11 protein-coding genes are annotated in these 14,917 nt (G+C 63.2%); 8 read left to right on the top strand and 3 right to left on the bottom strand.

Annotated features, from left to right (window positions below):
* Positions 1-49: 49 nt before the first annotated feature.
* Both GC162_08215 and GC162_08210 read right to left on the bottom strand, forming a co-directional pair.
* Positions 50-1,960, bottom strand: coding sequence for a transketolase (locus GC162_08215; GenBank protein ID MBI1368627.1), 1,911 nt, complete (start codon positions 1,958-1,960; stop codon positions 50-52).
* A 178-nt stretch (positions 1,961-2,138) separates the two neighbouring features.
* Positions 2,139-3,218 (bottom strand): peptidase, encoded by a 1,080-nt coding sequence (locus GC162_08210; GenBank protein MBI1368626.1) that lies wholly within the window; start codon positions 3,216-3,218, stop codon positions 2,139-2,141.
* Positions 3,219-3,620: 402 nt separating this feature from the next.
* Here GC162_08210 and GC162_08205 point away from each other — a divergent pair, with 402 nt between their 5' ends.
* From GC162_08205 to GC162_08190, 4 genes are all read left to right on the top strand, one after another.
* Positions 3,621-7,427, top strand: a complete 3,807-nt coding sequence (locus GC162_08205; GenBank protein ID MBI1368625.1) for a class I tRNA ligase family protein — start codon at positions 3,621-3,623, stop codon at positions 7,425-7,427.
* Between the two features lie 15 nt (positions 7,428-7,442).
* Positions 7,443-7,961, top strand: coding sequence for a YfcE family phosphodiesterase (locus tag GC162_08200; protein ID MBI1368624.1), 519 nt, complete (start codon positions 7,443-7,445; stop codon positions 7,959-7,961).
* Between the two features lie 65 nt (positions 7,962-8,026).
* A complete protein-coding gene (locus GC162_08195) occupies positions 8,027-8,545 on the top strand; it encodes a GNAT family N-acetyltransferase (GenBank protein ID MBI1368623.1) in 519 nt (172 codons plus the stop codon).
* A 24-nt stretch (positions 8,546-8,569) separates the two neighbouring features.
* Positions 8,570-8,974, top strand: coding sequence for a hypothetical protein (locus GC162_08190; GenBank protein MBI1368622.1), 405 nt, complete (start codon positions 8,570-8,572; stop codon positions 8,972-8,974).
* Positions 8,975-9,008: 34 nt separating this feature from the next.
* Here GC162_08190 and GC162_08185 read toward each other — a convergent pair whose 3' ends face one another.
* Positions 9,009-9,275, bottom strand: a complete 267-nt coding sequence (locus GC162_08185; protein MBI1368621.1) for a hypothetical protein — start codon at positions 9,273-9,275, stop codon at positions 9,009-9,011.
* Between the two features lie 97 nt (positions 9,276-9,372).
* On the opposite strand from GC162_08185, the gene GC162_08180 reads away from it, so the two are divergent.
* The 4 genes from GC162_08180 to urtA all read left to right on the top strand — a co-directional run bounded on the left by GC162_08180 (position 9,373) and on the right by urtA (position 14,811).
* The gene (locus GC162_08180) at positions 9,373-11,628 is read left to right on the top strand and encodes a PDZ domain-containing protein (GenBank protein MBI1368620.1); all 2,256 of its coding nucleotides are present in this window, start codon (positions 9,373-9,375) and stop codon (positions 11,626-11,628) included.
* 145 nt (positions 11,629-11,773) lie between these two features.
* A complete protein-coding gene (locus GC162_08175; GenBank protein MBI1368619.1) occupies positions 11,774-12,328 on the top strand; it encodes a M48 family metalloprotease in 555 nt (184 codons plus the stop codon).
* A gap of 211 nt (positions 12,329-12,539) precedes the next feature.
* Positions 12,540-13,139: a hypothetical protein gene (locus GC162_08170; protein MBI1368618.1), complete on the top strand. Its 600-nt coding sequence runs from the start codon at positions 12,540-12,542 to the stop codon at positions 13,137-13,139.
* Positions 13,140-13,533: 394 nt separating this feature from the next.
* Positions 13,534-14,811 carry an urea ABC transporter substrate-binding protein gene (gene urtA / locus GC162_08165; protein MBI1368617.1) on the top strand — a complete coding sequence of 426 codons (1,278 nt, stop codon included), beginning with the start codon at positions 13,534-13,536 and terminating at the stop codon, positions 14,809-14,811.
* Positions 14,812-14,917 lie beyond the last annotated feature (106 nt).

Below are 14,917 nucleotides of genomic sequence, written 5' to 3'. Positions count from 1 at the left end.
TTCAAACGCAGGCGGTTGTGCGAATGTTGCATGATTGAGGCGCGATCGATTACGCCAGCGACTTGATCTTGGCGAGGATCGAATCAGGGTCGAGGCCCTGGAAGGGCATGTGTTCCCAGAGCCCGCCGTTGCCCGGCTTGGTCGTGCCCATGTAGGCGTACTTGGGTGTCAGGCCGCGCGACAGCAGCTCGGACCCGAGCCGCGAGCCGAGGCCCGTCGACTGGTTCTGCGACTCGACGACGAGGACGAACTTGGACGAACCGGCGAGCTTGAGCGACGCGTCGTCCATGACGTTGAGCGTGCACTTATTGATCAGGCCCACGTCGAGGCCCGCCTCGCGCGCCCGTTCGACGGCGTCGAGCGCCCGGTAGAGCATTTCGCCGTAGCTGATGACGTAACCGGCCGAGCCCTTGCGGATGACTTCGTCCTTGCCGGGTTCGAACTTGTAGCCGCCGCCGAAGAACGGCTTGCCGTCTTCGGTGAGAATGTCCGGCACGGCGGAGCGCGTCGAGAAGATGAACCGCAGTCCCGGATCGTTGAACACGCGATCGATCAGCGCCTTCATCTGATGCTGATCGGCGGGGAAGTAGAGCCGTGTGTGATCTTCGACGGCGGGCAGCCCGTTGGCGGCGAAGAAATTGTTGATCCCGAAATGGCAGGTGTTGTCGGCCATGTCGTCGCAGCCGGCATGCGAGAAGTGGCAGATGGCGTTGGACTCATTGAGCCGGGCCATGGTGATTTCGCTGATGCACATTTCAAGGAACGCGCTGAAGGTGGCGAAGATGCCCTGCTTGCCGTGCTCGAAGCCAAAGCCGGCGGCGGCGGAGAAGTTGCCGCGCTCCATGACGCCGCTGGCGATGAACACTTCGGGATGCGCCTTGTGAATATGGTTGAGGCCGCACGAACCTTCCAGGTCGCTGTCGATGACGCGCACCTTGGCGACGCGCTCTTCGGGGCTCATCTTGTCGAGCTGGGCATTGACGAATTTGCCGAAAAGGTCACGGTTTTTGGCGGTTTCCTTGCTCGACCCGCGGAAGCTGGCGCTGTGCTTGGACTTGGTGATCGACTTCAAGACCTCGACGGCATCGGGGTATCCGTGCGCGGTCAGATAGTCGATGGCGAGACTGACCTTGATCACGTCGTGACCATGACACTCGCCTTCGATGCCTTTGACGTGCGGCGCCATCTTGCGCTTGTTGATCAGTGCGATCGGACCATTGGTGGAGACGGCTTTCTGGAACCGCTTGAACAGGTCATCGAGATCTTCACCGGGGCCGCGCAGGATCGTCAGGCCGTGGCCTTCGAGCGTCTTGCCCACGTCGTAGCCGCCCAGGTAGTGGCTCGGGTGATCGGCGATGGTGACGTCGTTGTCGTCGATGAGCAGCTTGACGTTGAGCTTCTGCGCGACGGCGAGTCGGGCCGCCTCGGCGTCGTCGCCTTCCATCTCCGATCCGTCGGACCCGAACATGAGCACGACCTTGCCGGGGTTGGCCATCGCGACGCCGTTGACGTAGGGCCACATGTGCCCGAGTCGCCCCGAGCTGAACTTGACGCCGGGCGTGAATCCGCGCTCGGGGTGGCCCGGCAGCTTCGAGTCGAACTCTCGGTAGTGCATGAGCCGCTCGGCGTCCATGTCGCCGTTGAGCACGCTCATCAGATACTGAATCGCCACGCGGTGACCGGCCTCATCGAAGAAGATCGGCACGACCTTGTCGGACCCGCGCATGAACGCATCGGCGATCATGACTTCGGGGACGATGTCGAAAGGCCCGCCGGTGTGACCGCCGAGGCCGCGCGCGTCGGCGCAGGCGGTGAAGAAGATGATGGCGTCGCGGCAGAGCTGAATATTCGCCGCCAGCGTCGCGCGATCCTGAGCCGAGAGCGTCGGCTTCATCGGGTCAAGCGCAAGCGGGACGAACTTGGAAAGATCAATCGGAAACGCGGTGGCGGCGGCAGGCATGGTGAATGCTCCTGAGCGTTAGAGAGTTGGTCGGCATTGTAACAGCAATTCGTGCAGGTGAAACAATGAAAAACGAATGAATCTGTGAAGTGCGGAGTGTGGAGTGGGGAATGCGGAGTGACGGGAATGGCTTGTGATCCATCACGCCGCATTCCCCACTCCCCATTTCCAATGGCGTTCACTGCGGCAGATGCGTGCTGAAGAACCTCAACCAGTTGCCGGCGAAGATCGCGGCGATGTCTTCGGTGGGGTAGCCCCGGCCGGCCAGCGCGTCGGCGAGGCGGGGGACGTCGGCGATGGAGTCGACGCCCATCGGCGTCTCTTCGGAGCCGAACCCCCCGTCCAGGTCGGAGCCGATCGCCACATGCTGAGCGTCCCCGGCGAGTTGGCAGATGTGGTCCACATGCTCGGCAAGCAGTTCGATCGTCGCGGCGGATCGGGGCGTCACGCCGGTCTTCCATCCGGGCACGAGCATCCAGTTGTTGAACACCACGCCGATCACGCCCTCGCGCTCGATGAGCAGGCGGAGCTGTTCATCGGAAAACTGCCGCTGATGCGGGGCGAGCGTGCGGCAGTTGTTGTGCGAGGCGATGACCGGCCCGCTGAAAATGTCGAGCGTCTGAAAGAAGCTCGCGTCCGACAGATGCGTCGTGTCGACGATGACGCCCAGGTCTTCAAACTGCTTGAGCAGCTCGATCCCCGCGGCCGTCAGCGGGCCTTCCTCGCTGGTGCCTACGGCATAGGCGTTCTGCCCCCGATGCACCAGATTGACCACGCGCAATCCGCGCACAAACCAGGCGGGGGCATCGTCGGGCGCGATGATCGGGTCCGCCCCTTCCATGGCCAGAATCAGCCCGATCTTATGCGGATCGACGGCGTGATTCGCCCAGTGGGTGCGCACATCGGAGGCAGTCCGGAGGCGGCGAATATGACCTTCGCGCTCCAGCCAATCGTAATACGCCAATTGCCCCATCGCCGCCGCCGCCGCCATCGGCGCGGTCGGATAGTCGATGCCGATGCGTGCGTGCCCCGCCGCCGGCCGCACCTGCGGCTTGACGCGGGCCAGCAGCGTGCCGACGCAGATGCCGATGCCCGCCCGACGCATCTCCGGCAGACACACCGTCGCATGCCCGCGCGAAGGGCAGTCGCTCATCCCGCGTTCGTAGTCATTGATCGAAGTCAGCGGCCGGGTGATGTCACGCCCATACGACAGAGCGTTCCACGCCAGATCCAGATGTGCATCAATCATTCGCAACATGCCCGAACTTTGGCCGGGCGAACGCGGACTGTCAAATCCAGGTCGATCCAACCGCCAAGACGCCGAGGACGCCGAGGGGCAAGTGGTCGGCCGATGCCGGAACGCGGACGGTCCGATTCGACAGATTTGGTGTTTCTCCGCGTCCTCGGCGTCTCGGCGGCCAAATCTCATTGCCTTTAGTTGTTTGTTTTCAGTGTGTTAGCGACAGTCGCCAAAACTTCGTCAAAATCTGAAAAAGACTATTGACGCGCGGGGCGGGGATCGGGTATCTTTCCGTTATCTCATTCTCCTCCTCCGACCCCAATTGGCGCAGACCGATTGGGGTTTTTTAATTGAATCTGAGGCGGGGGGACTTAAGTCCCCCCGCCTTTTCGTTACAATGGCTCGTTTCCACTGTTACGGATGACGTTGAACATGAGTCTGGACAAAGCATACGACGCGCACGCGGTGCAGGATCAGGTCGCCGCGTGGTGGGACCAAGCCAACGCTTTTCACGCCGTGCCCGGCGCCGGCGGCGATCCGTATGTGATCGTCATTCCCCCGCCCAATGTCACCGCCGCCCTGCACATGGGCCACGCCCTCAACAACACCATTCAGGACATCCTCATCCGCTGGCAGCGCATGCGCGGCAAGAACGCCGTCTGGATCCCCGGCACCGACCACGCCGGCATCGCCACACAGACCATCGTCGACAAACGCCTCCAATCCGAAGGCAAAAAATCGCTCAAGGACTACAAGAAGATCGAACTCGACGGCGGCGACGGCCGGGCGCAGTTCGAGAAACTCGTCTGGGCATGGAAGGACGAATACGAAGCCCGCATCACGAATCAGCTTCAACAGATGGGCTGCTCCTGCGACTTCGATCGCCAGCGCTTCACGATGGACGACATCTGCGCCCGCGCGGTGCGTGAAGCATTCTTCGAATTGTTCAAGGCGGGCTTGATTTACCGCGGCAAGCGCCTCGTCAACTGGGACCCCGTCACACAGACCGCCCTCGCCGATGACGAAGTCGAAATGCGCGAAATCGACGGGCACTTCTGGTACATGAAGTATCCCATCATCGACGAGGCGGGGGGACTTGAGTCCCCCCGTCCCCAGTACGTCACCGTCGCCACCACGCGCCCCGAAACAATGCTCGGCGACACCGCCGTGGCCGTGAACCCCAACGATCCCGTCAACGCCAAATACATCGGCCAGCACGTCAAACTGCCCATCGTCAACCGCATCATCCCCATCATCGGCGACGACTACGTCGTCATCCCTGATCCCGATTCCGATGACGCGAAGGCGAAATTCGCCAGCGGCTTTTTGAAAGTCACCCCCGCCCACGACCCCAACGACTACGAAATCGGCCGGCGCCACAATCTCGCCGCCATCAACGTCATGGCCCCCGACGGCACGATTTCCGAAAAGCACGGCTGGCTCGACTTCGATCCCGCCGCCGTCGATGAATTCTGCCACGAACTGCTCGGCCGCGACCGCTACGAAGCCCGCGAAGCCATCGTGACATGGTTCCGCGACCAGGGACTCCTCGCCGAGGTGCGCCCGTATTCGCACAGCGTCGGTCACAGCTACCGCTCACACGTTCCCGTCGAGCCGTACCTGAGCGATCAGTGGTACGTGAAGGTGACGGACGACCGCCTCGCCGGCGCCGCCCTGCGCGCGATGGCGAACGATCAGCGCAGTCAGACGACTCCGACGAGCCGCGACCGTGAGGGAGCGGTCCAACCCGCCGCCGCCGACCAATCGGCGCTCGCTTACTTCATCACGTGGAGCACCTACGGCTGCCGTCTTCACGGCGACGAACGCGGGACGGTCCACCACGCGACCAACCTGCCCGGCGAGCCGATCGTCATCGAATCGCAGGGCCTGCACGATACGGAAGCCGACCTGATGAGCAGCGAGCCGTTCACGCTCGACGCGGCGCAGCGTTCCGTTGTGCGCGACACGATTCTCGAAGTTTGCCAGCATCGCGGCTGGCGGGCGCTGGTGATCAATGTCCGCACGGATCACGTGCATATCGTCATCGAGGCCGCCGACGCGCCCGAGAAGGTCATGAACGATTTCAAGGCCTACGCCACGCGCCGCCTGCGTGAAGCTTCGCTCGTGGGCAATGATCAGAAACTCTGGGCGCGCCACGGCAGCACGCGATATCTCAACAGCCCGGACACCGTCGAGGAAGCGTGCATCTACGTGCACGACCGTCAGGGCGACGATCTTGGCGGAACCTACCGATGGGACCTCCCCAACGAGCCGCGCACGTCAGTAAGCGGTCCGGGCGGCGCTCAAGAGTCGGATGTCGCCGATCGTTCGGATATCGCCGGACCGCTCCCTCACGGTCGCGGCTCGTGGGAAGGCGAATTGCGCTTCTACCCCGCGCGCTATGCCCGCACGTTCCAGTCATGGCACGAAAACATCCGCGATTGGTGCATCAGCCGCCAGCTTTGGTGGGGGCATCGCATTCCGGTGTGGAGCCGACCGAAATGGGACGGCGAAGCATACACCGAAGCGCAGGTGATGGCGTACCTGCAGAAATTCGTCGTGTTGCCGTCCGTCGGCGACGACAAGCGCAAGGCGGCGGAAATGATGGCGGGCATCTGCTGCGTCTATGAAGGTGATGCGCTCTACCTGTGTTTGCGCGAGACGCGGATCGAACAGGCGATCAGCCCGATGCTCGCACAAATGGGCTACACGCAAGACCCCGATGTCCTCGACACATGGTTCAGCTCCGCGCTTTGGCCGATTTCGACGTTGGGTTGGCCGGAGGGGACGGCGGAACTGGCGGCGTGGAATCCGTCGTCGACGCTTTGCACCGCGCGCGAGATCATCACGCTCTGGGTCTCGCGCATGGTGATGTTCAATCTGTTCTTCCGCGCGTGTCTGCCCTTCAAGGATGTGTTCATTCACGCGATGATTCAGGACGGCGAGGGGCAGAAGATGAGTAAGTCCCTCGGCAACGGTGTGGACCCGCTCGACATCATTCACTCGCACGGGGCGGACGCGATGCGCTTCACCCTCGCGGCGATGACGACGCAGACGCAGGATGTGGGCATGCCCGTCGATGTGGTCTGCCCGCATTGCGGTCATGCGTTTCACCCCCGGACCATCAAAACACCCGCGGGATACGTCGTCGCGGCGCCGATGGTCGAGTGCGAATCGTGTCACAAGAAAATGGCGACCTCCTTCGGCGTCGCATCGGGTCAGGCCCCCGGAAGTGATGACGCACCCGCGGCGCGGAATACGTCGAGCAAGTTCGATTATGGGCGCAACTTCGCGAACAAGCTCTGGAACGCGGGGCGGTTCGCGATGGGGATTCTGGAGGAGGGAGCGGGGGGACTGAAGTCCCCCCGCCTTGAAATCGCGGATCGTTGGATTTTGTCGCGGCTGGCGCGCACGATCGAGAAGGCCGACAAAGCGCTGGCGGAGTACCAGTTCAGCTATTACGCGCAGGAGATGTACAGCTTCTTCTGGGGCGATCTGTGCGACTGGTATCTGGAGGCGATCAAGCCGGTCGTGCGGGAGGCGAGCGATGCGGGGGCGGCGGCTCGTGCGACGCTCGCGGCGTGCCTCGATGCGAGTTTGCGACTCCTGCATCCGGCCATGCCGTATGTGACGGAGCGGATGTGGCGGGCGCTCAATGAGATTGCGCCGGAGCGCGGGGTGACGGGGCTGACGCTCGAGCCGCAGGAGCTTTGCATTCGGGCCAAGTGGCCCAAGGCGGAGGCGGCGCTGATCGATGACAAGGTCGAAACGCAATTCGATCTGCTCAAGCAGGTCATCGTGGCGATTCGTACGGTGCGCAACGAGTACAACATTCCGCCGCGGCAGTCGGTGAAGGTCGCCATCAAAGCGACCGGCGACAGCGCGGCGGCGATCGCCTCGGCGAAAGCGGTCATCGACACGCTGGCGATCTGCGAAACGGGCGACATTGGCCCCGGTGTCGCGCCCGGCGGCGAGGCGGCGACGGTCGTCGTGGGCGAAATCGAAGTGTATGTCGAAGGCCTGATCGACCCCGCGGCGGAGCGGCAGCGGCTTGCCAAGCGACTCGACGAACTGACCAAATCGCGCGGCGCTCTGAACGGCCGGCTCAACAACAAGGGCTACACCGACAAGGCCCCGGCGCATCTGGTGGAGCAGACGCGCCAACAGCTTGCGGATGTCGAAAAGGAACTCGCCACGGTCGAGTCCAAGTTAGCTGCCTACAAATAAGTAGAGGATCGGCTCATGGCACGCATCGGCCTGCTCAGCGACGCACACGGACGCGGCGCGATCACGCAGCGGGCGGTCCGTCTGCTCATCGAGCATGGCGCGGACGAGCTTGTCTTCCTCGGCGACGTGTGCAGCGATTCGGTGCTTGAAGCGCTTGTCGAAAAGCTCAACCCCGAGACGTTCAAGCCCGACCCGCCGGTGCATCTGGTGTTCGGCAACTGCGACAACAATCTCAGCGCGATGAGCCGGTACGCGACTTCGCTGGGCATCAACGTGATGCATCCGACGGGCCGGCTCGACATTGACGGCAAGACGCTCGTGTTCACACATGGCGACGACTACGCGGCGATGCAGTCGGCGCTCGAGGAAGGCGTGGATTATCTGTGTCATGGTCATACGCACGTCGTGCGCGACGAGCGCGTGGGCAGGACGCGCGTGCTCAATCCCGGGGCGCTGTTTCGAGCGGCCCAATACACGGTGATGATGCTCGATACGGATCGTGATGCGGCGGAGGTGTTGACCGTGCCGGCGTAGGTTTGCACGGGCCCGGAGGCACGATTATCATTCGGGCCGTGTGCTCAATTGCGATGTAACTTCTCATGAGTGAATCTCACCACAGCCCGATCTGGGACCAGATCACGGTCCGGACGTACGAGCCGAGCGATCAGCAGGCGGTGGCGTGGCTGTATGAACGCGGGCGGCTGGCCGGTCAGGAGCAGCCCAACGACACCGCGGCGGACATCGACAATATTCACCAGGCGTACCTGACCAACGAGCGGGCGCACTTCTGGGTGGCGGTGTACGAGGGGCGGATCGTGGGGATGGTCGGCGTGGCGGAGGACGAGCCGAATCTGGCGGAGATTCGCCGGCTCCGCGTGCAGCCGGAGTTGCGGGGGCAGGGCGTGGGGTTCAAGCTGATGGAAACCGCGCTGGGGTTCTGCAATCATCATGGTTACCTGAAGGTCGTGCTGGACACGGCTTTTGAGCAGGGGTCGGCGATGGACATCTTCGACAAGTTCGCGTTTCAGCACAATCGCACGCGGACGATCGGGGGGAAGGACCTCCTGGAGTTTTACCTTGACCTTTACCGCGAGCCGCGCGCCGAGGAAACGGAATAGCGCCGGCCGCAGGGAACTTGCACCATGACGACGACGGACATTCAGACCAAGGCGCGGGTGTACCTGGTGAGTCGCAAGGACGATCAGGTGGTGGTTTCGCTGCCGGGGACGAAGTACGAGCTTCATTTGCGGGCGACCGCGCCGGTGCAGCCCACGCCGCAGGGGCGCTTGAGCGGCGAGATTCACTGTCCGGTGTGGAAGGTGGATTTCGTGTCGGCGGGGGGCGCGTTTGTCGAGCCGGTGATGGGACGTCCGCGCCGGGTGCAGGGGACGGTCGTGGGGAGCTTGCCGGGCAACAAGGTGGTGGTGGACGTGGTGAATCAGCCGATTGTCGCCACGCTGCCGGAGCGTTGGGAAGCGGCGAAGATCGCCCCGGGGACGCGCGTCGGGCTGGATGTGCCGGAGGGTTCGACGTTTGAACCCCAATGAAGCAGGCGGCAAGCGGCCTCGCTGAACGGGTCGGTCAGCGCGATTCTTCTTCATCGTCGGATTCGGTTTCGTCCTCGTCCTCGAGGTCGCCGGGGTCGTGCATGCGCCGGGCGGACTCGCTCCAGGGGTCGACGGGGGCGTCGCTGCGCGTCCGCTCGGCGGGACGGGGCAGGGCGCGGCGGGCGAGGCGGGTGGTGAGCAGGATGAGCAGCAGGGCGAGGATGAACACCAGCAGCAGGATCAGGGCGGCCCAACCCTTGAGGATTGAGCGTTCGATGGCCTCGCTGAGCGTCAGCAGCATATGATGATTCTACACTGACGGGCCTCATTTGCCGATCTTATCTGAACGCCGCGGTCCGTTCGGGCGTACGGATGGTTTTCACACGAAGGACGAATCCATGATTGAGCGCAGCAAATGGTTCGGACGCGTCGCGTGGGCGATTAGCCTCATCGTCGCGGCGGGTCTGAACGGCGTGGCGACGTACGCACAGAACACCAGCGCCGACGCGACGGGCCAGCAGCTCGCCGACGTGTCCAAGAACGCATGGGACATGGCCAGCGGCGGGAAGCTCGACGATGTCTGGCAGCAGATCAAGCAGTTGAGCGAAGCGGCGCCCGCGTCCAACCCGGCGCTGGTCTCGCTCAGCAAGGACATCGACCTTCACGAAGCGCACGAGCAGACCCGGGCCCAGCGCACGCTCGCGGAGTATCAGAAGAAGGTCGCCAAGCTGCATGAGCAGGTCGATCAGAAGAAGCTGCGCGAAGCACTGATCAGCGCGGTGCAGGCGTACAGTCTCGTCGACGATCCCAAGACGCTCATGGACGATCCGAAGGTTCAGGAGCTCATCAAGCTCGCCGAGGCCGAGGCGGCGGAGCATCAGAAAAACAGCGAATGGCTCAAAGCGCTGTCGCTCTACCGCGGGCTGGAGCTGCTGTTCGAGAACTCGGCCAAGTACACGGACCAGATCAAGCGCGTCGGGGCGCACGTGGCGATGTTGCGGCTTTATGCGCCGGAAGTGCTGTTTGAGTTGTATAAGAAGGAAGCGGCGGAGAATCACGAGGACGCGCCCGAGCCGTGGAACTTCGACGAGGACCGCTGGGAGAAGAAGCTCAAGGGCATCACGCTCTCGATGCTCACCGAGGGCCTGGCCCTGGGGGCGCACCGGCACGTCGAGCAGGACACGAGCTACGAAGACCTCATCATCGGCGGCATCGATCAGCTTAAAGTCATGTTCGACACGAAGGGATTGGAAAAGACGTTCCCGACGCTCGCCGACGCGGGGAAGGTCAGTGCGTTCGTCGACTATCTGGACACGCTGCGGATCAGTCTGGCGCGGCGCGAAGGCCCGATGGGGCGGGCGGAGGCGTCGAACATCCTCGATCGGCTGGTGCAGCGCAACGTCGCGACGGTCGATCTGCCGCAGGCGGTCGTGGTGCATGAACTGGGCGACGGGGCGATGAATCGGCTCGACGAATTTTCCGTCTACATCTGGCCCTATCAGGTCGAGCGCTTCGAGCGCACCACCAAGGGCAAGTTCTCCGGCGTGGGCATTCAGATCACGCTCGTCGATCGGCAGCTTACCGTCGTCACCCCCCTCGAAGACACGCCCGCCTTCAAGGCGCGCATCAAGGCCGGCGATCAGATTGTCACCATCGACGGCAAGAGCACCGTCGGCATGGATCTCGAATCCGCCGTCGACAAAATCACCGGCCCGGAGGACACGCAGGTCACGCTCGGCGTCAAATCACCCGGCGATGAAAAGGCCCGCGAGGTGACGCTCACCCGCTCCTCGATTCACATCGTCACCGTCAAGGGATGGCAGCGCACGCCCAGCGGCGGGTGGGACTACTACATCGATCCGGCGCTGAAGATCGGCTACGTCCGCATGACGCAGTTCGGACCGGACACGGCTGACGAACTCGACGCGGCGGTGCAGCAGATGGTCGGGGACAAGGGGCTCAACGGCCTGATCTTCGATCTGCGCTTCGATCCGGGCGGACGGCTGGACGCGGCGGTGGCGGTGGCCAATCGCTTTCTGACCAAGGGCGTCATCGTCTCGACCACGCAGCAGCTTCTGACCGGGCAGCCCTGGAGCGCTTCCGCCGACCCGCTGCACACCTACGCCGACTTCCCCGTCATCATCCTCGTCAATAAGGGCTCGGCCTCCGCCGCCGAGATCGTCTCCGGCTGCCTCAAGGACCACAAGCGCGCCCTGATCGTCGGGCAGCGCAGCTACGGCAAGGGGTCGGTGCAGAACCTGTTCCGCCTCGGCGATGATCAGGCGTACCTCAAACTCACCACCCAGTACTACCGCCTGCCCAACGGCGAGATCATTCACCGCCGCCCCGGCGCCGACAAGTGGGGCATCGAGCCGGATGTCAATGTGAAGATGACTGACGAGCAGGTGGCCGATGTGCTTGAAGCCCGGCTCGTGCTCGACGTCCTGCACGATGGCGATGACAAGAACTTCGACCCCAACGCCATCATCAACAAGCCCAAACCCAAAGAGGGCGAAGCGGTCGAGGAGAAGCCCCAGGACAAGCTCCCGCCGATCAAGACGGCTGATGAAATTCTCACGCGCGGGCTCGATCCGCAGCTTGAGACGGCCGTCCTGCTGCTCAAGACCCGGCTTCTGGGCGAGCCGCGAAGCTGATTTGTCCCTTCCTCTGGATCATTGACGCTGCCCAAGGACTGAGCGGTTCGGGGGTCGCCGGGGGCGGTTCGCATATTCTCTGCGCAGCAAAAAGCGCATTTTCGCCGGGAAAACGCAATGGCACGATTGTTGCCATTCGGGGAGCATGCGGTATGTGTTCGCCCTGGCGATTTCGATGCTGACGCTGACGGCGACCGGTTGCACGACAGCCGATCCGGGGAGGCTGGCGTGGCGGAACTGGGCCCATCAGCAGGGCGGCTTGATCGTCGCCGGGGCGGCGGTGGACCGTGCCGAGGCGGTCATGGATCAGCTTCACCGGGCCGGCTGCGGGGGGAAAGTGGCGGTCTGCGTCCTCGACTCGGACGCGCTGGCCGCCTACGCCTGGCCCGCCGATCGCATTTTCGTGACCCGGGGTCTCATTGAAAAGACGTTGCCCGACGAGCTCGCCGCCGCGATGGCGCACGAGCTTGGGCATTTGATCAGCGACGGGCATCTGGCCGTCGGCTGGTCGCTGCAGGGTGTCGGCAACACCCTTGATAAGGAACAGGCGGCGGACCAGTTCGGTTGCCGCATGTTGGGTCGGGCCGGCATGGACCGCGGCGCGATGGAGCGCCTGCTTGTCAAAGTCCGCGGCGCGGCGCCGGACCCGCAGCTTCGCTCGCGGATCGATCAGCGCATCGCGCACCTGCGGGCGGGGTGATCAACGGATTGGCCGTGCTGGTGAAAGATGATTTGGAAAAGATGATGATCGCCATCGGGCGGCGGTGAGAAAAGGTGCGGTCGGGGGACCGGCGGGCGCAGGGGAGAAAGATGGTGTGCCACAAGTTCCTGCGACGCGCGGCGTGCGCAGGCAGCTTGTGGGCTGTCGCCGTGTCGACGCCAGGGTGCGTCGGCCGGGTTGGGCTTCATCGATGAACGGATCGAAACATTCCGTGAGCCCGATTTTCGTCGCCGGCCTCCTCGGGCTCGCCCTGCTGGTGCGTCGGGCCTTCGCCGGCTTCGACGCGTTCCCCCTCGACGTCGCCCCGTGGCATTCCGCCGCCGCCGTCTGGCAGGGCATGGTGCTCATGAGTGTGGGGCTCGTCGCGGCGGCGGCCCGAAGGATGCTGACATGGTGGGTGCTCCCGCTGTGTTTCACGAGTGCCGCGCTCGTCGGCATCAGCGGCGGCTGGCTCGGACAGCACATCCCCTTCATCGAATCCTGCCTCGCCGGCGCCCTCTGCATCATGGGCGTCATCGTCGTCGTATACAGTCAATCCGCCGCCGCTCCGATGACGGCGCTGGCGAGCGTCATCGGCGTGCTGCTGGGCCTGCTTCATGGCTCGATCCTCCCCCCGACGTCTCCCGAACTGCTCAGCACCATCGGTCTGATCTTCTTCAATCTCGCCGGGCTGCAAGCCGCCGGCCTGCTGCTCGCCTTCAGTGCCCTCATGCTCGAACGCTCCGCATGGGCCCGGGCCTTCGGCGTCGCCACCGCCGCGATCGGTCTGATCGCCTGGCTCGTCGTTTGAGCAGTGTCTTTTCTAATGTTGATGCGTCATCGAATGTGTGCACCGTTCGCTTGTCTGTCGATTCGGCGGCGCGATCGTCACATCCATGTGCATGACTGACGCCGCACCGATCAATTTCAGGGCATGCATGATCGACTTGATCGCGCAAATGCAAACTAATTGCGCGCGTGGGATTTCACAGATGGCGATTCCGAACGGATAACGAAGTTGGCACAACCTTTGCATTTTGCCATCCGAATGACATGGGTGCATGTCGCATTCATGGGCACGCGTCGCCAGGGTGGCGAGCGCGGGTGAGTCGAAATCAGGGGCGCAGTCATGCATGACAAGGGTGCGTGGGGCGGTCACATCTGATTCGGATCAGGAAGGTTTTGTCATCAAGGAGTGTCGCGCAATGAAGTCGGGATCATGGAAAATCTTGGGTGTGGTGTTGGCGGTGGCGCTGGGCGTATTGGGGATGCGGAGCGCGCAGGCGGACGATGTGGTCAAGATCGGCGTGCTGCATTCGCTGTCGGGCACGATGGCGATTTCCGAAACGTCGCTCAAGGACGTGGTGCTCATGGCCGCCGACGAAATCAACGCCGCCGGAGGGGTCAAGGTCGGTGGAAAGATGTACAAGATCGAGCCGGTCGTCGTCGACCCGGCCTCGGACTGGCCGCTCTTCGCCGAAAAGGCCAAGGAACTCATCACGCAGCACCACGTCGCCGCGACGTTCGGCTGCTGGACCTCGGTGAGCCGCAAGAGCTGTCTGCCCGTGTTCGAGGAATATGACGCGCTGCTCTTCTACCCGGTGCAGTACGAAGGCGAAGAGCAGTCGCTCAACGTCTTCTACACCGCCGCGTCGCCCAATCAGCAGCTCGTCCCCGCCGCCGCGTACATGATCGATGAAGTCGGCTCCAAGAAGTTCTACCTCCTCGGCACCGACTACGTCTTCCCCCGCACCGCCAACAAGGTCCTCAAGGCCTACCTCATCTCCCGCGGCGTGCCCGAGTCCAACATCATGGAAGAGTACACCCCCTTCCATCATCAGGACTATCAGACCATCATCGGCAAGGTCAAGAAGTTCGCGGCCGGCGGCGGCGCCTGCATCCTCTCGACCATCAACGGCGACTCCAACGTCCCGTTCTACAAGGAATTCGCCAACCAGGGTCTGACCGCGGACGACTGCCCGATCGTCGCCTTCTCGGTCGCTGAAGACGAGCTTCGCGCGATGGACGTCCCGCCGCTCGTCGGTCACCTGGCCTGCTGGAACTATTTCCAGAGCATCGACACGCCCGAGAACAAGAAGTTCGTCGCGGCGTTCAAGGCGTACTGCGAAAAGATGAATCTGCCCGGCGGCAAGGACCGCGTGACGGACGATCCGATCGAAGCGGCCTACTACGGCGTGTACGTCTGGAAGGCGGCGGCGGAGAAGGCCGACTCCTTCGACGTCGACAAGGTGCGCCAGGCGGTCTACGGCATGGAATTCGACGCCCCCGGCGGCAAGAAGAAGATGCACGAGAAGAACCAGCACACCTACAAGCCCGTCTACATGGGTGAAATCCAGGCCGACGGACAGTTCAAGATCATCTGGAAGACCAATGGCCTTGTCGAGCCCGACAGCTACTCGAAGCTGCTCTGGGCCGGCAAGGAAGATCAGATTCCCGCGCCGACCGGCGGGCCTAAGAAGTGATGATAGCAGTGCCGGGGGAAAGCCCTTCACACAGCGTGTGTCATCTACAGACCTGTGTGAAGGGCTCCGTTTTGAAAATGAAATCCACCGGCTTGCGGTGAAAGCC

The organism is Planctomycetota bacterium, assembly GCA_016125255.1.
In the GTDB taxonomy this organism is placed as follows: Bacteria; Planctomycetota; Phycisphaerae; order Phycisphaerales; family Zrk34; genus RI-421.
This window is presented reverse-complemented; position numbering and strand designations above follow the sequence as displayed.

Bases quoted from the DNA above. Each gene is read 5' to 3' on its own strand.
- urtA (MBI1368617.1), top strand. From the start codon at position 13,534: ATGAAGTCGGGATCATGGAAAATCTTGGGTGTGGTGTTGGCGGTGGCG.
- GC162_08185 (MBI1368621.1), bottom strand. From the start codon at position 9,275: ATGCTGCTGACGCTCAGCGAGGCCATCGAACGCTCAATCCTCAAGGGT.
- GC162_08210 (MBI1368626.1), bottom strand. From the start codon at position 3,218: ATGTTGCGAATGATTGATGCACATCTGGATCTGGCGTGGAACGCTCTG.
- GC162_08195 (MBI1368623.1), top strand. From the start codon at position 8,027: ATGAGTGAATCTCACCACAGCCCGATCTGGGACCAGATCACGGTCCGG.
- GC162_08200 (MBI1368624.1), top strand. From the start codon at position 7,443: ATGGCACGCATCGGCCTGCTCAGCGACGCACACGGACGCGGCGCGATC.
- GC162_08215 (MBI1368627.1), bottom strand. From the start codon at position 1,960: ATGCCTGCCGCCGCCACCGCGTTTCCGATTGATCTTTCCAAGTTCGTC.
- GC162_08180 (MBI1368620.1), top strand. From the start codon at position 9,373: ATGATTGAGCGCAGCAAATGGTTCGGACGCGTCGCGTGGGCGATTAGC.
- GC162_08190 (MBI1368622.1), top strand. From the start codon at position 8,570: ATGACGACGACGGACATTCAGACCAAGGCGCGGGTGTACCTGGTGAGT.
- GC162_08170 (MBI1368618.1), top strand. From the start codon at position 12,540: ATGAACGGATCGAAACATTCCGTGAGCCCGATTTTCGTCGCCGGCCTC.
- GC162_08205 (MBI1368625.1), top strand. From the start codon at position 3,621: ATGACGTTGAACATGAGTCTGGACAAAGCATACGACGCGCACGCGGTG.
- GC162_08175 (MBI1368619.1), top strand. From the start codon at position 11,774: ATGCGGTATGTGTTCGCCCTGGCGATTTCGATGCTGACGCTGACGGCG.